The sequence below is a fragment of the Sulfitobacter rhodophyticola genome, from assembly GCF_041281685.2.
Classification (GTDB): Bacteria; Pseudomonadota; Alphaproteobacteria; order Rhodobacterales; family Rhodobacteraceae; genus Sulfitobacter.
Genome location: NZ_CP166251.2, coordinates 1,970,902 through 1,992,599, shown reverse-complemented (window position 1 = coordinate 1,992,599; position 21,698 = coordinate 1,970,902). Strand labels below are relative to the sequence as shown.

The window sequence follows — 21,698 nt, the reverse complement described above, 5'->3', positions numbered from 1 at the left end:
GATGCGACGTGTGATGATTGCTGCGGCGCTGTGCGCGCTTCCGCTGCCCGGCTTGGCCCAATGCGGTGGAGCCTTCGGTGATTTTCTGAACGGGCTGAAGGCGGAGGCGGTCGCCAGCCACGGCATCGCGCCTGACACGGCGGACCGGTTCCTGCAAGGGGTCCGGCAGGACCCTGCGGTGCTGCGCGCGGATCGCAAGCAGGGGGTGTTCCAGATCCCTTTCGTGGATTTCGCCCGGCGGCTGATTTCAAACGACCGGATCAACCGGGGGCGGGCCAACGGTCAGAAATACGACGCTGTCTTTGACCGGATCGAAGCGGAATACGGCGTGGACCGGGGCGTGCTGTTGGCGTTCTGGGCGTTCGAGACGGACTACGGCAGCTTTCAGGGGGATTTCAACACCGCCAACGCGCTGGTGACACTGGCCCATGATTGCAGGCGGCCCGAGTTGTTCCGGCCACAGGTTTTTGCCGCGATGGAATTGTTCGCGCGCGGCGCGTTCAATCCGCGCACCACCACGGGCGCCTGGGCCGGAGAGATCGGCATGGTGCAGATGCTGCCCCGCGACATACTCGACAATGGGGTGGACGGTGATGGCGACGGGATGGTTTCGCTGAAAACCTCCGCGCCGGATGCGCTGATGTCAGGGGCGAAGATGCTGCAGGATCTGGGCTGGCGCGCGGGTGAGCCATGGATTGCCGAAGTTGCCTTGCCGCGCGATTTCGACTGGTCACAGACGGGCTTGCAGACCGTCAAACCGGTGTCGGACTGGCAGGCGATGGGGGTGCAGCCGCGCAATGGGCCGCTGCGGGAGGGGTTGGACGCGTCGGTGCTGCTGCCGCAGGGGCGCGGTGGGCCGGCGTTTCTGACATACCCTAATTTTCAGGTCTATTTCGACTGGAATCAAAGCTTTACCTACGTGATGACCGCCGCCTATTTCGCTACACGGCTGAACGGCGCGCAGGTGTTCGATGCGGGCCAGCCCGAACCGGGGCTGGACGGGGCCGCAATGAAACAACTGCAGACCCGGTTGCAGTCATTGGGCCATGACGTGGGCGGGATCGACGGCATTCTGGGGGCGGGCACGCGTGCGGCAGTACGGGCCGAACAGGCGCGGCTTGGGATGCCGGTGGATGGCTGGCCGACGCCTGCGCTTTTGTCGAAACTCTAGGGCCGGATCGGATAGCGGTCGCCGCTTTCGGTGATCATCACCAGCCGTCCATGGCTGTGCACAAAGCGGTCGCAGCGGCTGCGTCCGTTGCGGAAATCGATGCAGATCAGGCCATCGGGGGTTACGTTGAAGCGACCATAGGCGGTGCCGCCCTCATCGGCGTAGGTATAGCTGTAGGCACCACCGACGGAATAGCGCGACACGCCGCCTTCGAAGAACTCCACATCGCCGCCGGAGGTCATGGCGTTGACTTCGGCCCGGTCCAGCGCCCGGTCACCGCTGAGCATGGGAAAACCATCGGCCAGGGCGGGCGGGGCAAGGAACAGAAGGGCGATCAGAATACGCATCCCAAAACCCTAGGCGCTGGCCGCACAGCGATCCAGCCCCCCGGCGATCACCAATGCGTGCGGAGCCCGGATCAGGCGACCAGCGTTTCGGCCTTTTTCAGGTCCACCGACACAAGCTGGCTGACGCCCTGTTCGGCCATGGTCACACCGAACAGGCGGTCCATCCGCGACATGGTCACCGCGTGGTGGGTGATGATCAGGAACCGGGTGTCGGTCTGGCGGCACATTTCATCCAGCAAGTCGCAGAACCGCGTGACGTTGGCATCATCCAGCGGCGCGTCGACTTCGTCCAGCACACAGATGGGTGCCGGATTGGCAAGAAAGACGGCAAAGATCAGCGCCATCGCGGTCAGCGTCTGTTCACCGCCCGACAGCAGGCTGAGCGTGCTCAGCTTCTTGCCGGGGGGCTGGCACATGATCTCCAGCCCCGCTTCCAGCGGATCATCGGATTCGACCATGACCAGATTTGCCTCCCCCCCGCCGAAGAGGTGGGTAAAGAGCAGGGCAAAGTTGGAATTGACCTGCTCAAACGCGGTCAGCAGCCGTTCGCGCCCCTCGCGGTTGAGGCTGGCAATGCCTGCGCGCAGGGTCTTGATCGCCTCTTCCAGATCGGCCTTTTCGCTGGTCAGGGTGTCGTATTCCGTCTGCACCTCGCTTGCGTCTTCCTCGGCCCGCAGGTTGACGGCCCCCAGCGCGTCGCGCTGGCGTTTGAGGCGGTTCACGTCCGCTTCAAGCGCATCCGCGCCGGGCATCTGATCAGGCACGACATCGAGCGCGGTCAGCAATTGGTTCGGGGTTTGCTGCGAATCCTCCGCGATGCGTTCGGCGGCGGCGGCGACGCTGTCGCGGGCGGCTTCGGCGCGGGCCTCAGACGCGGCACGGCCCTCGCGGGCGTCGGACGCGGCGCGCTCCGCTTCGCGTTCCATCGCTGTCGCCTCGCGCAGGGCGGCTTCGGCGGCAGACAGGGCGTCGGCGGCGTCGGCGCGGCGCGCGTCGGCGGTGTCGATCTGTTCAGAAAGGGCGTCGCGATTGGCGGCAATCTGCGCGGGAAGCGCCTGCGCGGTGGCAAGCTCCGCTTCGGACGCCTGTTTGCGGGCGACCAGTTCGGCGCTGCGCTTTTCTGCGGTTTCCAGACGGTGACGCCAGCCGCTGACCTCCTTGGTGACTTCCTGCGCGCGTTTGGTCCGCGCCTCCCCTTCGCGGCGCAATTCGTCATGGGCGGAACGGCGCGACATCATGGTGATGCGCGCGGCTTCGACCGTCATGCGCAGGTCTTCCACCGCCGCGCGTGCCTCGGACGGATCGCCCAGATCGGCCAGCGCGCGTTCGGCTTCCAGCAAACGGCCACGCGCGGCCATCGCCTCTTCCTCGTGGCGGGTGACGGCAAGGCCAAGGCTTTCCAGGCGGCCCTGTGCCAGGTTCCTGTCCGCCTCCGCCCGGCTGAGCGCGCGTCCGGCATCAGCCACGGCGGCATCGGCTTCGCGCCGCGCCGCGCGGGCGGCCCGGTCCGCTTCGGTCTGCGCGGCCAGTTCCGCCGTCAGGCTTTCGTGTGCCGCGCGCGCGCCTTCCGCGCGCTGGCTGGCCTGTTCAAGTGACTGCTTGAGCACTTCGAGCCGGTTGAGTTGCTGCAGGCGCAGGGCCGCCGCCGATGGCGCGTCTTCGGCCCAGGCGCGGAACCCGTCCCAGCGCCACAAATCCCCTTCGGTGGAGACCAGACGCTGGCCGGGTTTCAGCAGCGCCTGCAAGGCCGCGCCTTCGTCCGCGTCCACCAGCCCGATCTGCCCCATGCGGCGCATCAGCACATCCGGCACCGATACATGCTGGCTGAGCGGGGTGACCCCGGCGGGCAGCACCTGCGCGGTGTCATACCCCGGCAGCACGGCCCATCCGGAGGGGCCATCGGCGTCCACCTCGGGCGCGCGCAGATCGTCGGCAAGGGCGGCACCCAGCGCCTTTTCAAACCCGTGTTCCACCTGCAGGCGGTCAAGGATCTGCCCGCCTTCGGCGGTGTCCCGTTCCACCAGTTTCGCCAGCGCGCCGGTTTCAGCCCGCAGGGCGTTCATTTCGCCTTCGGCTTCGGAACGTTCGGCGCGGGCGTCGGCTTCTTTGGCTTGTGTGTTGGCGCGGGCTTCTTCGGCGGCGACAAGGGCGGCATCGGCTGTTGTTGCCGCCAAGGTGGCGGTTTTTTCGGCGCTGTGGGCCGCGTCAAAATCCTGGCCTGCCTTGGCCAGCGCCGCTTCGGCTTCCGTCACCGCATGGCGCGCCTTGGCCGCTTCGCTTTCGGATTTCTCCTGGGTCTTGCGGCTGTCCTGCAACAGCCTTTCGGCAGAGCCGTGGCGCGCCACCAGACGCGCGGCATCCTCGGTCTGGGTGGACAGATCGCCTTCGCGGGCCTGCAACACCGCAGCGGCTTCGCGCGCGGCTTCGCTGGCTGCGGCAAGCGCGTCCTCATGGCCTTCGCCCGCCTTGGCAAGTTCGGTCGCTTCCCATTCCAGCCGTTCGATCGTTTCGCCCGCGTCCCGGTTCAACCCGCCTTCGCGCGCGATGTCGTGGGTGAGTTGTTCGATCCGGCCCTTGAGCGTGTCGATGCTGGCTTCGGCGCGGGCTTCTTCATCGGCAAGGGTATCACGTTGCACGGCAAGGCGTTGCAGGATCGCCGCGGCAATCGCTTCTTCCTCGCGCAGGGGCGGCAGGGCCTGTTCGGCGGCGGTGCGCAGGCGGGCGGCCTCCTGCACCTGGGCTTCGGCCTGTGCGGCGTGGGTCGTGCGGGTGCGCAACACGTCTTCGGCGCTGGCGCGGGCATCATCCGCTTCGCGCCAGCGGCGATAGAGCAGCATCCCTTCTGTGCGGCGCAGCTGGTCCCCGATTTCGCGATATCGCGCGGCCTGCCGGGCCTGCCGCGCGAGTTGCGCCAGCTGCGTGGCCAGCTGTTCGATCACGTCATCCACGCGGGTCAGGTTCGTCTCTGCCGCGTTCAGCTTCAGTTCCGCTTCGTGCCGCCGCTGGTAGAGCCCGGAAATGCCTGCGGCCTCCTCCAGGATACGGCGGCGGTTCTTGGGCTTGGCGTTGATCAGTTCGGCAATCTGGCCCTGTCGCACCAACGCGGGGCTGTGCGCCCCAGTGGAGGCATCGGCAAAGAGCATCTGCACATCGCGGGCGCGCACGTCCTTGCCGGCCGCCTTGTAGGCACTGCCGACGTCGCGGGTGATGCGGCGCACCACATCAAGCTGATCGTGATCGTTGAAGCCTGCGGGGGCCAGACGGTCCGTATTGTCGATATGCAGGGACACTTCGGCAAAGTTGCGCGCGGGCCGGGTGGCGGCACCGGCAAAGATCACGTCTTCCATCCCGCCGCCCCGCATCGCGGTCGGGCGGTTTTCACCCATCACCCAGCGCAGCGCCTCAAGCAGGTTGGATTTGCCACAGCCATTGGGCCCCACAACACCGGTCAGACCATCGGCGATGATCAGATCGGTGGGGTCCACGAAGCTTTTGAAGCCGGTCAACCTGAGTTTGGAAAAGCGCAACGTGTGGGGGTTCCTGTGATTCCGGGTCGTCCGGTGAAAATGACGCCTTGCAGGGGGCCAAGTCAACCAAATGACACAACGGACAGCGGGCAACGCGGGGTTATCCACAAGATATTGCGGTTTTTGGCCTGTTTTCGCTCAGTCGCAGTCCAACACACCGACGGCCAGCGCCTGATCGCCGCCCACCGCTTTCACTTCGCACCCGCTGACTTGCGCCATGGCGGTAGCGGCGCGGATGCGTATGGGGCCGAAACGGGGGGCGTATTCGGCGTTGATGCGGATGGCTTCGGCCCGATCCTCCCGCACGCGCACGTCGAAGGTGGACCCGTCAATGGTAACGCGCGTGGGAGGGAGGCCCCGGAATGCGGGGCTGGGGGTATTGCAGGCAGCAAGCCCTGCGACAAGAAGAAGACACGAAGGCCGGAGCATGACTGATCATGGCATGGCCTTGGTTAACAAATCCTTACTCATGCTGCCTGCGCCCTGCGGGGCTTTACGCCAACGCATAACCGGTCATATAATTTGACCAATCCAAGGATGCCGCCCATGCCGTTTCAACCCATCACCCCTGAAAAGCTTTCGCACGCGGTGATCCGCCAGATTGAGCAGTTGATCCTGCGCGGCGTGCTGCGCCCGGGTGAACGCCTCCCCCCTGAACGCGACCTGGCGGAGCGGCTCAATGTCTCGCGCCCGTCGCTGCGCGATGCGATTGCAAGCTTGCAGGGGTCCGGGTTGCTGACCGCGCGCGCCGGTGCCGGGGTCTATGTGGCGGAGGTGCTGGGCGGCGCGTTCTCCCCCGCGCTGGTGGCGCTTTTTGCACGCCATGACGACGCGGTATTCGATTACCTGTCCTTCCGGCGCGACATGGAGGGGCTGGCGGCGGCGCGGGCGGCCAAGATGGCCTCTGACACCGATCTGGCGGTGATCCAGGCGGTGTTCGATAAGATGGAAACGACCCACACCAAGCGCAACGCTGAAGAAGAGGCGCAACTGGACGTGCAGTTCCACATGGCGATCATCGAAGCGAGCCACAACGTGGTGATGCTGCACATGATGCGGTCGATGTATGACCTGCTGCGCGAGGGCGTGTTCTACAACCGTCAGGTCATCTTCAGTCAACGCACAAGCCGCATGGTCCTGCTGGACCAGCACCGGGCGATCAACGCCGCCTTGCAGGCGCGCGACGAAGCGGAAGCGCGTGCAGCGGTGGAGGCGCATCTGGATTATGTGCGGTCGTGCCTGATGGACCAGCAGAAAGCAGAGCGGAACGAGGACGTCGCACGCTTAAGGCTGGCGCACGAGCGGAAGGGGTGACGGGGCACGGGGCGCTGTGGGGGTTGGTGTTTCCGGTTCGAACGGTTGTTTGCTGCACTTTGCGACCGCGACGGAAAAAAGCACGGGTGCGAAGGGCGGGATGCTGAAATGCGCTGCGTTTTGCGCGGGGGTCTTCTGCGCGGACCAAACCGGACTTGTGCAGGTGTGGCTATTGCGGATGTCTTGCCCCCTAACTAGCCCACCGCCAGCCATGAATTACTTGACCTAAGGTCAATTTGTGGCGAACCTTGGATCGCTCACGATAGTAGGTCGAGGCCATGCATTCTTTTGCGAAGTATGTCGCCGCCGTATTACTGACTGCGCTCGTGTCCATCGCGAGTCATAGCAATGCAGAGAGCGGCAACACTGAAACAACACCAATGGAGGTTCTGCCGCAAGGTATCGCCCTTATTTCCAAACGCCCTGCGTTGTTTTTCCAAGCCAGCCTTAACAATTTGTCCCAGCGTGAGACCGATGACTTTAACCGGAATTTTCTGCGTTTTGTTGAGATGAAGCACCATGCTGAAATTAGCGATGACCGAATATTCGATATCTTGTCCTTACTCGATACGGACGATCTTAAGAAAATGGCTGCAGAAGCAGCGGCAGACGCACTCCCTGAATTGACAGACAATCTTCTTGCCGCCGCTTCCGGTCAGGGCGCACGCGACATGCGCGTCCGCCTGCTTCATCAGCAAGTATTGAAGAATGATTTTGAACGAAAACGCTTCATCGCACTCGGGCGGGCTCGGGTCGGGCGTATCGCTGCGGCCAACCCGCTCCCGGAACCCATACAAGTTATTATCGTTTGTGGTTTTCGGCTGCTTTCCTACGATTTTGAAAGAGGCAACTTTCCCGTTGACACACAATTTACGACCCAGCATTGCGGCACCGCACAGGCCAATGCGCGCCGCCCTTACCGGATGGGGGTCGATGTCGATATTCGAGGTTTTCCTCTTCGGGTCGAAATGTCGGCGCAGGATGCAGAACACCTCCAGCAGCAGCTCTATCGGGGAGCAGGATTGATCTCATTCAATGCATCAATGATCAGCTCTGTGTCTGACGTGCCTGGCCGTGGAAAGATGGCAGCATATACAGCCCGACGGATTGGACCAATTGCAATACACAGTCGGGACAACTTTGATAATCCGCTGCATGTGATCAGCGACGCGTCCATTCAGCGCCAAAACGCCGAAGCGGCGCGGATCGTAGCTGAAGCTGAAGCGGCGCGAGAGAAAAAACAAGCTGAAGCAAGGGCACGGCAGCAGGCGATCCTGCAGGACCAGGCCCGCCAGCGCCAAGACGCCGCGCGAAAAAAAGCCGAAGCAGCACAGGCCGAACGGGACAAGAAAGCCGCAGAACAATCAGAGAAAGCAACGGCGGCCGCGCGATCGACAATTCAGGCGGAGGAACGTTTCGCAGTTCGTGGCGTGAAAATCGGCGATGACGTTAAAGCCGTCAGCAAACAAATTCGGGAGAAGCTTGGGCAAGGACCAACCTATTACGCAACGCGAGAGGCGCGCCGATCAGAGCACAAGCGGGGTTTCGCAGCCTTGAACTCGCCTATCAAAGACTGGTCGCCGTTCCATGAGGCAACCCTTTTCGCCTCTGCTGATGGCCATGATCTGATCGCCATATACCATGAACCTCCCGCGAGGGCTGGTGAGGTGACAGGTATTTCCCGCTCTCGTCTGTTTGAAACCGGAAGTGGGCCCAAGTTCACCAGCTTGATTGCTCAAATTGAAGACACCTATGGAAAGTTAGAAAAGAACCAGAAGGTCTTTCGTCACGGCGAGAACTTTATGCACCTTTGGTCAGGAGCGATGCCAGGCCGTAAATCTGTTGCGATCAATCCGAACCAGCGGGGGTGCATGATGCAAATGCAAGGTAGTGTCAGAGCAGTTGGCAGCGGTCTTCGCAGCGCCGCAACACAACGACAAGCGGGCCTGCCACCACTTCCCGACGCAGGCTGGGGTTGGATTGATGATGGTGGTGTAGCGGTTGAACCAGGCGCACTTCGACCACCAAAGCTTGCTACGGCCTTCACTGGCGCGAAAGGCTGTCCGGATTTCATGTTATTGGCGTTTTGGGTGTTCAGCGATTCATCTGGAATTGTACTCGAATACCATCAGGCGCTGGCCAGGCCGGTGTCTATAGCGCGGATCGCCAAGGAGAACGAAACTGTAGTGATGAATGCTCCAACCGTCGAACCCGAACTTGACCTATGACCCAAGACCTCCTGATCTCTTGCAACGGATTGAACATAGCCAGAAAACCAAAGGCATAAACGCAAGCAGGGTAACACGCAGTGTGCACCATCAGCATTCAGCTTTTCGCAGGTTTTGCTCAAACAGAACGGTTGCACTTCTGGGGCTTCTGCCAAGTTGCGCAGCGGGCCTTGTGATTGTCCTCGCCAATTAGTCGCCGGGTAATGCAGGGTCGGCGGTGCAAGATCGTTGCGCCGTGGGAATCGCAAAAATTCGGCAGGAGTGGTCTGATCAAAACACGATTGCCAATGCGCATCGCGCCGAAGACAAAGCCCAGATTGAGGCAAATTTTCAAGCAACAATGAAGGAACGGAAGGCGCGCCGATCTGAGATATTTCAGCGCGAGATGCAGCAAGTTGCAGATCAGATCGATCGACTTGAGGGCAACCACTTCGAAAAATTCGCGCCGGCTGGTTATCTGTTCGTGAAACGCAGCGTTGAGCAAGCACGGAACCTTTTTGCAACCAGAACAATTGAAAAGGGAGAAAAAGCAACGCGCCTCTGACGCCTCAGTGAATCGCAGGAAGCTTATGAAGGCAAGTTAGAACACCACAAATCCATCTTCACTGAAGCAATCAGGAGTGCCAAGGAAAACCGCTTGCACCATTTTCCACATGCGGGATTTCGGGGGGTAGCGGCGCTCCATTCAGAAACTCCAAGCAAAGGCGCCCGGTCTTGACCATGGGATTGAAAATTGCAATTTGCGCTCGCTCACACAACGCCGCCCAAAAACGGTGGTTTCAGGTTCAATTCAAGCGCCCCCCGGACGCGTAAGCGATCCATGCTGCGCAGCAAGGATGCGCTGCGAACCACGAGCGGCTGTTATCGGCCTTTTGCCGGCATTCGTTGGCTTGAACACGCGACCTCCCTCCTTCCCCAGACCGGACGTACGTACAGGCTGCAGCATTCTTAGCATGTGGAAGACTGGATCGCGGGACGGAGCAGGCATTTGATCATAACTTGCGAATGTCCGGTCTCCTCTGGAAGGCGGCGACTTGCCGCCCTTGAACGCACCAAACGGCTGCGCATCGCGATGCACTTCGCTGTTTAGAATTGAGGCGTTGACAAGTCCTCACGCGATAATCACTTCATCGACGGGGCGACGTAGGGACATCGGCATCGGTTCACCGCGTCCGAAACGCACGACAAGGTCCGGTCGCCGTCCTTCGATGCCGAGCCATCTTGCGAATTCAGGACGAATCGACACCGCTTCAATCGGCATATTCATATGTGCGTGGCAGAGACCAAGGGCCGTTGCCGCCAGGGCAAACCTTTCAAAGCTGCGTCCGACGTTGATCCAGCCTTCAGGGGTTTCGTCGTCCGCAACAAAGACAGCCAAGCCCGCAGAAGATGCCATCTGTCTGGCGAGCTTGGCGGTTTCCGATTTCTTCCTGAATGAGAGGGTAAAAAGGATCGGGCCGAGCCAATCTGGCGCACTTGGGTTGCCTGCGCTTGGACCGGAAAGGCCATCAGCTTTCTCTATCGACGTTTTGCTGCTGAACCGTATCCAGCTTTTCAATTCATCGACGAATGCAGGGTCATCCATCTGTGCAGCGTTGCCCGCCTGGATGAATTTAAGCGCCTGATCCAACTTTATGCGCTCTGTAATGATATGAAAATGTACGCCTTTTCGTGTGGCCGCCTCCGTCAGTTGACCTAATTCTGCATCGGACAACGTAGCGCCGTCATACTCTGACTTTGTTGACTGTCGCTTTGGAATGGCATCACACAGCGTCGTGTCGGCGACCTCACCCTTCCCAAGTGCGATCCGGATGAAAGCGTCACCTGTCTCATCTGTACGCACGGTAGTTTCAGTTGATCGTCCGTTCGCATGGGCGGCAACCACCAAATTCTCCGCTGCGCAGCCAAGTGATACGTAGAGGTGGTGATCGTCGGGATCGACCGCGGGAGTCCTTCTGGAAAAATCCGGCAAAATATCCACGACGTCCTCAGCAATCCGAAATTTCCAGGGTTGCGTGTTGTGCGAATTTGCAGCCAAGGAGGCGAGTCTAACGAGATCGCGCAGGCCGGGGTCAGGCGGCAAGCCTTCGCGAATTGCACGTGCTGCCAGAGAGTATCGGTTCATCGCTTGTCCCGCCATTCTGAAGTTAGAGCGGCCCATCTTAACATGAGATGCCAGATCGACCTTACCTCGTCTCTCTGTCATCAAGCGGCGTTGTGGACGTTGATTTCGGTCAACTGCCATGAGCCAACTTCTGACCTAGGCTGCTCAAAAGCGGACATTTCCTCATTTTGCATCGTTTGCAGCGCAGGGCTCCAAGCTGTCACCCGACCGTTTCTGTCAGGCTAAAGCGTCGGTATGCTTCCATTAAAGTCGGCTGTGCGGGACAAAGCGAGCTTTCGCTGCACTTGCGCCAATGTCTAGATCAGTACGTTTTGCGAACCCTCAGGTTGGTTTGCACACGATTTGCACACTTCCGCTTGCTACGATCCTGATTTAGCAGGAAGTCTGACCATTCCTCCATGGGCAACCGCTGGCCCGCAGATCCCACATATATTCACGGTATGGGATTCCGCGTCATGACAGGATCGGCACTTCGCGTGTGAATCCGCCAGCAATAACCGGATTACGCAGGCCCGATCTTATGTTGCATCCTCTCCCACAGCGCAAACCCATACAACATCCTTGTTCCGCGGAAGAATTTGATTGGGTCAAAGATGCACGGGTACATTGCTTCACGGCAGATCAGGCAGTGCCTTTGACATTCAAACGGATGAAAAGCGCCGAATTACCCGGAAGATCAAAACGAATAGATCTGGACTGTCCGCTCCAGGCAACCTCTTCGCTGATGCAAGAGACCGGCCCGTGCCCTGACCCACCGAATTTCTTGGAATCGCTGTTAAGTGCTACTTCCCACAGGCCCTCGTTTGGAACACCCACCCGATAGCCCTCGCGCGGTGCGGGTGTCATATTGCAGACGACCAGAAGTGGGTCTTGCCCGTCCAGACCCTGACGGACCCATGCGTAGACGGACATGTCAGACTGATCGACCTCCAGCCAGTAAAACCCGGACGGATCGCAATCTGTAGCAAAAAGCGTCGGGGTCTCTTTGTAGAACGTGTTCAACGCTTTGACCCAATCCTGCATCCCCCGGTGCCAGTCGTGATCCAGCAGATGCCAGTCCAGCGATCGTTCGTGGCTCCATTCGGCACCTTGGGCAAACTCCTGTCCCATGAACAAAAGCTTCTTGCCCGGATGGCCCCACATGAACCCGTAGTAGCTGCGCAGCGCCGCGAACTTGTCGAAGCCTTCACCCGGCATCTTGGACAGCATCGACCCCTTGCCGTGCACAACCTCATCGTGGCTGATCGGCAGGATGAAGTTTTCCGAAAATGCATAGGTCAGGCCGAAGGTCATCTGATGGTGGTGATGCGACCGGTGGATCGGATCCCGCCCCATATAGTCCAGCGTGTCGTTCATCCAGCCCATGTTCCATTTGAAACCGAAGCCCAGCCCGCCCTGATCGACGGGCTTGCTGACGCCGGGAAACGACGTGCTTTCCTCGGCAGCCATCAAGATGCCCGCGTCGGCGTCATAGACCAATTCGTTGGTGCGTTGCAGGAAGGCGATCGCTTCGAGGTTCTCGCGCCCGCCGTGCTCGTTGGGAATCCATTCGCCGTCCTTGCGCGAATAGTCGCGGTACAGCATCGACGCCACAGCATCCACACGCAGGCCGTCGAGGTGGAATTCCTTGATCCAGTAAAGCGCGTTGGCGACGAGGAAATTCTGAACCTCGCGTCGGCCGTAGTTATAGATCAGCGTGTTCCAGTCCTGATGGAATCCTTCGCGCGGGTCGGCGTGTTCATAAAGCGCGGTGCCGTCGAATTGGCCCAATCCATGCGCATCCGTCGGGAAATGGCCGGGCACCCAATCAAGCAGGACCCCTAGGCCCGCGAGGTGCGCGGCGTTGATGAAGGCGCGGAATTCATCCGGTGTGCCGTAGCGGATTGTCGGCGCGAAAAGGCCGATGGGCTGATAGCCCCAGGAGCCGTCGAAGGGGAATTCAGAGATCGGCATCAGCTCGATATGGGTAAAGCCCATGTCGCTGACATACTCGACCAGTTCTGACGCGAATTCCAGATAGCTGAGCGGTCGGTCGCCGTCTTCGACTTTTCGCCGCCAGGAGCCCAGGTGCACCTCGTAGATCGACACCGGTTGGTCGTGGCGGTTGCGGTTGGCGCGCGTGGTCATCCATTCCGCGTCAGTCCAGTCAAATCCGTTCAGATCGCGCACGACGGATGCGGTCGCGGGGGGATGCTCTGCCCCGAAGCCTAGAGGATCAGCCTTGAGCGGAAGAATGGTCCCTGCCCCGTCGCGGATTTCGTATTTATAAACGGTGCCTTCGCCCAGATCTGGGATGAAAATTTCCCAGATGCCGGTGGAACCGCGCGCACGCATCACGTTGCGCCGACCGTCCCATTGGTTGAACTCCCCCACAACAGAAACCCGAGACGCTGCCGGGGCCCAAACCGCAAAATGCACGCCTTGTGCGTCCTGATGCGTCATCGGATGTGCGCCCATGCGGTCCCAAAGCTGCAAATGCGCGCCTTCGGCGATCAGGTATTCATCAAGCTCGCCCAAAACGGGACCGAAGCGGTACGCATCGTTCTGCTCCCAATCGGCGTCACCACTGCGCGCGCACAGTCGATAGGCCCCGTTAGCAACGCCTTTGCGCACGAAGCCCGAAAACAACCCGCGCCCGTCCAGCCGCTCAAGCGTGGCCTCGACCTTGCCGGTTTTCCCGTCCAGCACATCGACGCTCTGCGCACCGGGTAAAAGTGCCGTAACGCTCCAACGGCGGCCGTGCTTGTGTGGGCCGAGGACCGAGAAAGGATCGGACATCGTACCGTTCAGCAGCGCTTCGGCAGTGGCGGTGTCAAAGGGCGGGGTGTAGGCTGGCTTGCTCACTTCTCTTCTCCCAACAGCGACGAAACACCCCAGATATCGTCGGCATAGCCCTGAATGGTGCGGTCAGAGGAAAACCAGCCGGAATGCGCGGTGTTGAGGACCGCCATCCGTGCCCAAGCGTCCCGGTCCGCAAAGCCTGCATCGACCTTGCGCTGTGCGTCCCAGTAGGCGTCGAAATCGGCGGCCACCATGAAGTAGTCGTCGCGCAGCAGTTTTTCGAGCACAGGCCAGTGACGCGTCGGATCGCCTTCGGAATAGAAGCCGGTACGGATCTGGTCGATCACCTCACTCAGGATCGGGCTGGCGTCGATGTAGTTCTGTGTAACGTAGCCATCGCGTGCGGCATGAACTTCGTCCGCGGTCATGCCGAAGATATAGATATTCTCATCCCCCACATGGTCGCGGATTTCGACATTCGCCCCATCCAGCGTGCCGATAGTCACGGCCCCGTTCAGCGCAAACTTCATGTTGCCGGTGCCCGAGGCTTCCTTGCCCGCTGTCGAGATTTGTTCGGACAGGTCCGCTGCCGGGATCAGGATTTCCGCCATGGAGACGTTGTAGTTGGGCGGATAGATCACCTTGAGCCGGTCGCCGATCACCGGATCATTATTGATCGACTTCGCGATATCGTTGATCAGCCGGATGATGTTCTTGGCGTCGATATAGGCAGGTGCCGCTTTGCCGCCAAAGAACTTGACGCGCGGGGTCCAGTCGGCATCCGGGTCGCGGCGGATCGCATTGGCAAGCGCCGCCGTTTCCAGCGCGTTCATCAGCTGGCGCTTGTATTCGTGGATGCGCTTGATCTGGATGTCGAACATGGCATCGGGCGCGATTTCGACACCCATGTTGTCCGCCACCCAATCGACAAGGCGCTGCTTGTTGATCTGCTTCACGGCCATAAACCGCTTGCAGAAGGTCGCGTCGTCAGCCAGCGGGGCCAACTGCTCCAACTGCGCCAGATCGATCACCCATTCGGTACCGATCGTCTCGTTCAGCAACCCGCGCAAGCCGGGGTTGCAGCCGTGCACCCAGCGGCGCGGCGTTACGCCGTTGGTCTGGTTCAGGATGCGGTCAGGGTAGACCGAGTGCAGATCGCTGAAGACCGTTTGTTTCATCAGGTCGGTGTGCAGCGCCGAGACGCCGTTGACCTTGCGTGCGCAGGTGAAGGCGAGCGTGCCCATGTTGACGGCGCCATCTGAAACGACGCGCGGGGCGACACTCTTTTTCGATGCTTTTACATCGCGGGCCAGACGGTCATCAATGCGTTCGATCAACTGCATGTGACGCGGCAGGATCGTGGACATCAGCGACACGTCCCAAGCCTCAAGCGCTTCAGGCAGAAGTGTGTGGTTGGTGTAGTGCAACGTGCCTTGAGCGATGTTGAAGGCTGCGTCGAAGTCGAGCCCGTGTACGTCCATCAATTGCCGGATCAGTTCCGGCCCCGCAATCGCCGGATGCGTGTCGTTCATCTGGATCGCGACCTTGGACGGCAGTGCCTGCAAATCGCCGTTATGTGCGAGGAAACGGCGCATCAGGTCTTGCAGGGAGGCAGAGGTAAAGAAGAACTCCTGCTTGAGGCGCAGTTCTTTGCCGATCTCGGTGCTGTCGTCGGGATAAAGCACGCGGGAGATGGTTTCGGCCAGCACTTCAGGGGCGGCGGCCTGCATGTATTCTCCGCGGTTGAAGGGATCGAGGTCGAAAATCTTCTTGGGCTTGGCCGACCACAGGCGCAGCGTGTTGGTCCAGCTTGCCCGCCATCCCGGCACCGGTGTGTCATAGGCCTGTGCCATCACGATATCGGAGGGGGTCCAGACGGCGGCTTTGCCTTTTTCCTCCACCTGCCCGCCAAACCCGATGTCGTAAAGACATTCGGAGCGTTCAAATTCCCAGTTGTGCTGATGGCGCAGCCAGTCTTCGGCCATCTCCATCTGGCGGCCATCCTCAAAGGATTGGCGGAACAGGCCATGCGCATAGCGGATGCCATAGCCGTAGGCGGGGATACCAAGGCAAGACAGGCTGTCGAGGAAACAGGCAGCAAGGCGGCCCAATCCACCGTTGCCCAAAGCGGCGTCCGGCTCATCACCCACCACGTCGGCAAAGTTCACGCCATAGCTTGCCAGCGCTTCTCTCGCCTCATCTTCAAGACCCAGATTGTTCACTGCATCCTCAAGGATGCGCCCCAACAGGAATTCCATCGACAGGTAGTAGACCCGCTTGCGGTCCTTGGCGTAGGTCCGATGCGTGGCATCGAACCACGGCGTGATCAGCTTGTCGCGCACCGCGCGTGACAGGGCCAGACGCCAGTCGGTGATGGATGCGCTGTCCGGTGTCTTGCCCACACTATGGGCAAGGTGGAAATCAATCGCGCTGGCCAGCGCGCCTGTGGATGTGAAGTCTTTCATGGTTTTTCCAGTCATGCTCATTTCTTGGGCCGGTTGCTGCGTTATGTGATGACGTCTGCGCTGCTCCGGCCGGTGTGTTTGGTTATTTCTGCAAGTGTCTCCGCCGCCTTGATCACAGGAGCGAGCGCCTCTTGGACATCCTGCGTGTGATCGCCGCTGCGACCCAGAAAGCGCTCAAGATAGACGCGCAACGTCGCCCCTTGGGTGCCGGTGCCGGACAGGCGCATCACAAACCGCGAACCGTCGGTGAAGGCAATGCGCACGCCTTGACGCTCCGTCAGGCTTTGATCAACGGGATCGCGATAGGCGAAGTCATCCGCCGTGCTCACGTCCATCCCGGCGACGGAGGTGCCGGGCAAGTCGGCCAAACGCCCACGCAGCGCTGTCATCAGCGTCTCGGCGGTCTCGGTTGGGATTTCCTCATAATCATGGCGGGAGTAATAATTGCGCCCGAAGCTGCGCCAATGGTCCGCGCGCAATTGCACGATATCCCGGCCATCGCGCGCAAGGATGTTGAGCCAGAGCAGCACCGCCCAAAGCCCGTCTTTCTCGCGGATGTGGTCTGATCCGGTACCCGCGCTTTCCTCACCACAAAGCGTGGCCTTGCCAGCGTCCAGCAGATTGCCGAAGAATTTCCAGCCTGTCGGCGTCTCAAAGCAGGGGATGCCCAGACGCTCTGCCACCAGATCGACAGCCTGACTTGTTGGCATGGATCGCGCCACGCCCGCAAGTTTGCCGGAATAGGCGGGTGCCAGATGGGCGTAGGCCGTCAGCAGGGCAAGGCTGTCGGAGGGGGAGACGAAAGCGCCTTTCCCCATGATCATGTTCCGGTCACCGTCGCCATCGGAGGCGGCACCGAAATCGGGTGCGTCCTCGGCTTCCATGATCGCGACAAGCTCACTGGCCCAGACAGGGTTCGGGTCGGGATGCCCGCCGCCGAAATCAGGCAGCGGCACGGCGTTGATAACAGAGCCTTTCGGCGCGCCAAGGGTCCCTTCAAGGATGCGCGTGGCATAGGGGCCGGTGACGGCGTGCATCGCATCAAAGCAGATGCGAAAGCCGCCCGCAAAAAGGGTGCTGATGGCGTCGAAATCAAAGAGCTCCTGCATCAGCGTTTCATAGTCGTCAACGGAATCGACAACGTCGATCCGGCAATCGCCAACCATGAACGTGCCAACCTTGCCGATGTCGCAGGCGTCTTGCTCGGCGATCTTGTATTCGGTGATTTCAAGCGTTTTGGCAAAGATCGCATCAGTGATCTTTTCAGGTGCAGGCCCACCGTTGGCGGCGTTGAACTTCACGCCAAAATCACCGTTTTCGCCGCCCGGATTGTGGCTGGCCGACAGGATGATCCCGCCATCGGTCTTGAATTTGCGGATAAGGTTGGATGCGGCGGGTGTCGACAGGATCCCTTTTTGCCCGACAATCAGACGTGCCGCGCCATTGCCCGCAGCCATGCGGATGATGGTCCCTATGGCCTCGCGATTGAAAAACCGCCCGTCACCGCCGACCACATAGGTCTTGCCAGCGGCACCGCCCGTGCCATCAAAAATACATTGCACGAAGTTTTCCAGATAGCCCGGCGTGCGGAAAACTGCGGTCTTCTTGCGCAGGCCGGATGTGCCCGGCTTTTGCCCTTCAATGGGCGTGGTCTGAACAGTCCGAGAGGTCATGTGCCTTCTCCATTGCTTTGGGGTTTGCCCGGTTCTGAGCAGCCATGTCGCTGGCAAGCAGGGCAAAAGCCTTCGATGATGCGATATCATCCACGGTAAACGGGGCCTTGAGCCGCCAGTTCGGATAGCTGTCAACGGTGCCGGGCAGGTTCTGCTGTGACGTGCGTTCCGCGATATCATCCAGTTGGATCGCCACCATGCTGGCCTCTGCCCGCGCCAGTTGGCGGTGTATCTCGGCCACGGGATGAGAGGTGGCAAGCGTTTCCTGCGCACGCGCGCGGTCTGCGCGCGTCTGCTCCAGCGTCTCCGCGTCAATGCCGCCAAATTCATGTCTGACCCGCGCGTCTTCGGCGGCGAAAAAGCCCGCTACGGTCGGGGTGTCATGGGTCGCAAAGGCGCAGACGGCCAGCTTTCGCGTCTCCGCCGTGTCGACAAAGCCACCTGTCGGCGTGCGCATGTATTGCAATACATCAAGACCGTAGATGCCAGACGCTGCGAGTTCATCTCGCAGTCCTTCCGGCACAAGGCCCAGATCTTCGCCCACCACAATCGTGTTGTTGCGCACGCTTTCAATTGCCACGACGGCCAGAAGCGCCTCGAACGGATAGCTGACATAGGTGCCTTCGGTGCCACCGTCGGGTATCCAGAAGCTGCGCATCAGGCCGAGAATATGATCGATCCGGATCATGCCCGCGTGGCGCATGATCGCCCGCAACAGGCGGGCAAACCCGGCATAGCCTGTGGCACGGCATTTCAGCGGTGATTGCGGGGCCAGACCCCAGCTTTGCCCCAGCGGCCCCAATGGATCGGGCGGCGCACCAAGCGTGGCACCGGTGATAAGCGACGTGTCCCTGACCCAAGTCTCCGCTCCGCCAAGGCGTGGGCCGACAGCGAGGTCGAGGTAGAGCCCAACGCGCATCCCGGCAGTGCGGGCTTTGGTTTGCGCGTCAAAAAGTTGTGCTTCGGCCCGCCATTGCGCCCATTTCGTGCGGGTGATCTCTGTTGCGTGCTTGGCCGCATAGGTCGCGAGCGCATGGGTGTCATGGTCGCGGTAGGGTGTCGGCCAGTTGCGCCAGTCCGCGCCAAAGCTGGCGGACAGGGCCTCGAAAAGAGCGAATTCATGAAGGGGCGTCCCTGCCTGCGCAGTGAAGGCGTGAAACACCTGTTTCTCGAACGCACGTTCGGGCAGCGCGCAGAACGTCGCAAACTGTTCGGTCAGCGCACGGGCATTTGTGCGCAGGGCTGCCGGATAATCCAGAAGTTCGGCAGTATCGCCCACAACACCCTCTGGCCCGGCGCAATGCCAGGTATTCAAGAACGCGCGGTGGCTGGGTGAATAGGGGCTGACTATGTCATGAGGGCGCACCTGGCCCATCGCATGCACCGGATTGATGCCAAGGAAATCTGCGCCGTGACCAGACATTGCTGCGGCGTAGTCACCCAGCAATCCATAGCTGCCGATCTGCGTTCCATCCGCATCGGTCAAACCATACAGGGCTGCCATAACGCCCCAGATCCGTGCCTCGGGAACGTGGTCTTCAAGCTGAATGGCGCGGGGCGGGCGGGCCAGAACCCAGGTGTTGAAATCACCGGCACCGGTCCTCAAGCGCAGCCGATGAATACCCAACGGCAACGACGGGAGGCACAGGCGCTCGTCCGCCTTCCCGCTGGCAAGCGTCCGGCCAGTGCCTTCGGCCTCAAGCACCCATTCGGCAGGGTGTGCCAGCGTCACATCGCAAGGATGGTCAACCTGGACAACCACTTCGAGAGGCAAAGGCCGAGCGGCATCCTCTGCCTGCATCTGGTCCAAGACCGTGCGCGCGTCCGCGTCGGAACCAACATCCAGCCCCATCGCGCGCAACACCGCACTTTGCGTGTCGCGGGAGACCTCGATTGTCTGCCCTTCAAACCCGCGATATTGCGCATGCACACCGACGTGGGTGCAAAGTTGTGATATCCAGTCCGTCATTCTTGCACCCCGGTCCCGGTGAACAAGACAAGCGAATGGGCGCAGACCGGTTGCCTCTTGTGGCCGGTCACGCGTTTTGAGAATGCGTTTGGTTCAGCGGTATCCAGAACGCGCTCCCAGCACAGACCCGTTTCGGGATCGGGCAACATGACAGGCTTGTCCTTTGCCCCGCCGTTGACCACGATCAGGGCGGTGCCAGGTGCGGCCACGGATGTCTTTGCAACCCCACGGATCAGCAGGCAGAAGCCGTCCAGCGACGGATCACGCCAGTTGAGCGATCCCCCTTCCAGGCTTGACCACGCCACATCGGGCAATCCGTCTGGCCGCAGACGCCCGTGCAGGTAATGACCCTGCCGCAGCACCGGGTTGTCGCGGCGCAGCGCGATCAGCCGCTGCGCGAATTGAAGCAGATCGGCGTCGCCTTCGTCCCAGTCGATCCAACTGGTTTCATTGTCCTGACAGTACGTGTTGTTGTTGCCGCGCTGTGTGCGTCCCAGCTCATCCCCCGCCAGAAGCATCGGCGTGCCTTGTGACAGGAACACGGTCGCCAAAAGGTTGCGCGCCCGCTGTGCACGTCTGGCGAGGATCGCGGGGTCTGACGTGTCGCCTTCCACCCCGCAATTGTCGGACAGGTTGTGCCCATGGCCGTCCGCGTTGCTCTCGCCATTGGCCTCGTTGTGTTTCTCGCGGTAGCGGGTGACGTCGGCGAGGGTGAAGCCGTCATGCGCCGCAACGAAATTCACGGAACTAAAAGGCTTGCGCCCGGAATGATCAAAGACCGATGCTGTGCCCAGAAAGTTGCCCGCCAATTCCTGCGCTGCATGCGCGTCGCCACGCCAGAATTTGCGCGTGGTGTCGCGAAAGCGGTCGTTCCATTCGGCCCAATCGGCAGGAAAACCGCCCAGCTGATAGCCGCCAGGACCGATGTCCCAAGGCTCTGCAATCAGCTTGCAGCGGCTGAGGACGGGATCCTGCCCGATCGCATCCAGAAACCCGCCGCGCAGGTCAAACCCCTGAGGTTCCCGCCCCAAGGTCGTGGCCAGGTCAAAGCGGAAGCCGTCGATTCCCATGACTTCGACCCAAAACCGCAGGGAATCAAGCACCATCCGCAAGACAAACGGATGGCTGACAGCAACCGTGTTCCCGCAGCCTGTATCGTTCACATAGTAACGCGCGTGGCTGGCCTGAAGGTCATAGTAGGCAGCATTGTCGAGGCCCCGAAACGACAGGGTCGGGCCGCGGTGATCGCCTTCGGCGGTGTGATTGTAAACGACATCAAGTATCACTTCGATGCCTGCGGCGTGGAGCCGGTCGACAGCCTGCCGGAACCCGTCTGCCCCGTTCGGGCCGAAATAGCGGGGCTCCAGGGCGAAAAACCCAAGACTGTTGTAGCCCCAGTAGTTCGTAAGGCCCCGTTCGATCAGGAAGCCATCGTCAAGAAACGCGTGGATGGGCAGCAGTTCCAGCGCTGTCACGCCGAGCGATTGAAGGTGTTCGATGATCGCGTCGCAGCCAAGCGCCTCGTAGGTGCCGCGCAGCTCTTCCGGCACGCCGGGGTGCAGCTGGGTCAGCCCTTTGACATGCGCCTCGTAGATCACGGTCTCGGACCACGACCGGCGCGGCGCGGGCGTGCCCTGCCAGAGGGTCTCCTGCTCCTGTACGATACACTTTGGCACGAAAGGCGCGCTGTCTATCTGGCTTTGCCCAGTGTCAGGTTCAGCGGCCGTCGCGTCAAAGCCAAGCGTTTCTTTTGCAGCGATCCAGTCGCCGTGAAACGCGCGGGCGTAAGGGTCGGCCAACAGTTTCATCGGGTTGAAACGGTGCCCCCGGTCCGGCTCGTAAGGGCCGTGAGCGCGAAAACCGTAGAGCGTGCCGGGCCTGAGACCGGGAACGTATCCATGCCAGACAGCCCCCGTGCGATCCGGCAAGGCCACACGCGTGGTTTCGCGCTGTCCGTCCGCGCTGAACAGGCATAGTTCGATCTTGGTCGCGCTCTCAGAAAACACGGCAAAGTTGACGCCCTGACCGTCAAAAACCGCACCCAGACGGGTGTGGTCTCCGGCGACGATGCTGATGATGGGCGCGGCTTCGTGCATGG

Annotated in this window: 13 protein-coding genes; 4 read left to right on the top strand and 9 right to left on the bottom strand. The window is 60.9% G+C overall.

What is annotated here, in order from left to right; all coding sequences use genetic code 11:
- Nucleotide 1: 1 nt before the first annotated feature.
- Nucleotides 2–1,171, top strand: a complete 1,170-nt coding sequence (locus AB4X18_RS10805; RefSeq protein WP_432817418.1) for a lytic murein transglycosylase — start codon at nucleotides 2–4, stop codon at nucleotides 1,169–1,171.
- Here the strand turns inward: AB4X18_RS10805 and AB4X18_RS10800 are convergent.
- The 3 genes from AB4X18_RS10800 to AB4X18_RS10790 form a co-directional block, all read right to left on the bottom strand.
- Nucleotides 1,168–1,518, bottom strand: a complete 351-nt coding sequence (locus AB4X18_RS10800; protein ID WP_370400085.1) for a hypothetical protein — start codon at nucleotides 1,516–1,518, stop codon at nucleotides 1,168–1,170. The genes AB4X18_RS10805 and AB4X18_RS10800 overlap by 4 nt on opposite strands.
- 71 nt (nucleotides 1,519–1,589) lie before the next feature.
- Complete coding sequence (smc, locus tag AB4X18_RS10795) at nucleotides 1,590–5,045, bottom strand: chromosome segregation protein SMC (RefSeq protein WP_432817396.1); 3,456 nt, start codon at nucleotides 5,043–5,045, stop codon at nucleotides 1,590–1,592.
- 138 nt (nucleotides 5,046–5,183) lie between these two features.
- Nucleotides 5,184–5,474, bottom strand: a complete 291-nt coding sequence (locus AB4X18_RS10790; RefSeq protein ID WP_370400083.1) for a hypothetical protein — start codon at nucleotides 5,472–5,474, stop codon at nucleotides 5,184–5,186.
- Nucleotides 5,475–5,591: 117 nt separating this feature from the next.
- Between AB4X18_RS10790 and AB4X18_RS10785 the strand changes: the two genes are divergently transcribed.
- The 3 genes from AB4X18_RS10785 to AB4X18_RS10775 all read left to right on the top strand — a co-directional run bounded on the left by AB4X18_RS10785 (nucleotide 5,592) and on the right by AB4X18_RS10775 (nucleotide 9,131).
- Nucleotides 5,592–6,359, top strand: coding sequence for an FCD domain-containing protein (locus tag AB4X18_RS10785; protein ID WP_432817395.1), 768 nt, complete (start codon nucleotides 5,592–5,594; stop codon nucleotides 6,357–6,359).
- A gap of 278 nt (nucleotides 6,360–6,637) precedes the next feature.
- A complete protein-coding gene (locus tag AB4X18_RS10780; protein ID WP_432817394.1) occupies nucleotides 6,638–8,587 on the top strand; it encodes a hypothetical protein in 1,950 nt (649 codons plus the stop codon).
- Between the two features lie 235 nt (nucleotides 8,588–8,822).
- On the top strand, nucleotides 8,823–9,131 hold the full coding sequence (locus AB4X18_RS10775) for a hypothetical protein (RefSeq protein ID WP_432817393.1): 309 nt from the start codon (nucleotides 8,823–8,825) through the stop codon (nucleotides 9,129–9,131).
- Between the two features lie 567 nt (nucleotides 9,132–9,698).
- Here AB4X18_RS10775 and AB4X18_RS10770 read toward each other — a convergent pair.
- From AB4X18_RS10770 to glgX, 6 genes are all read right to left on the bottom strand, one after another.
- Complete coding sequence (locus tag AB4X18_RS10770) at nucleotides 9,699–10,832, bottom strand: Acg family FMN-binding oxidoreductase (RefSeq protein WP_370400079.1); 1,134 nt, start codon at nucleotides 10,830–10,832, stop codon at nucleotides 9,699–9,701.
- A gap of 501 nt (nucleotides 10,833–11,333) precedes the next feature.
- Nucleotides 11,334–13,556, bottom strand: a complete 2,223-nt coding sequence (glgB, locus tag AB4X18_RS10765; RefSeq protein ID WP_432817392.1) for a 1,4-alpha-glucan branching protein GlgB — start codon at nucleotides 13,554–13,556, stop codon at nucleotides 11,334–11,336.
- On the bottom strand, nucleotides 13,553–15,958 hold the full coding sequence (locus AB4X18_RS10760; protein WP_370400078.1) for a glycogen/starch/alpha-glucan phosphorylase: 2,406 nt from the start codon (nucleotides 15,956–15,958) through the stop codon (nucleotides 13,553–13,555). The genes glgB and AB4X18_RS10760 overlap by 4 nt, the downstream gene beginning before the upstream one ends.
- 41 nt (nucleotides 15,959–15,999) lie before the next feature.
- On the bottom strand, nucleotides 16,000–17,631 hold the full coding sequence (locus tag AB4X18_RS10755; RefSeq protein WP_370400077.1) for an alpha-D-glucose phosphate-specific phosphoglucomutase: 1,632 nt from the start codon (nucleotides 17,629–17,631) through the stop codon (nucleotides 16,000–16,002).
- Entirely contained in the window at nucleotides 17,597–19,600 is a 2,004-nt protein-coding gene (gene malQ / locus AB4X18_RS10750; RefSeq protein ID WP_370400076.1) for a 4-alpha-glucanotransferase, read from the bottom strand. The genes AB4X18_RS10755 and malQ overlap by 35 nt, the downstream gene beginning before the upstream one ends.
- Nucleotides 19,597–21,696 (bottom strand): glycogen debranching protein GlgX, encoded by a 2,100-nt coding sequence (gene glgX, locus AB4X18_RS10745; RefSeq protein WP_370402612.1) that lies wholly within the window; start codon nucleotides 21,694–21,696, stop codon nucleotides 19,597–19,599. The genes malQ and glgX overlap by 4 nt, the downstream gene beginning before the upstream one ends.
- Nucleotides 21,697–21,698 lie beyond the last annotated feature (2 nt).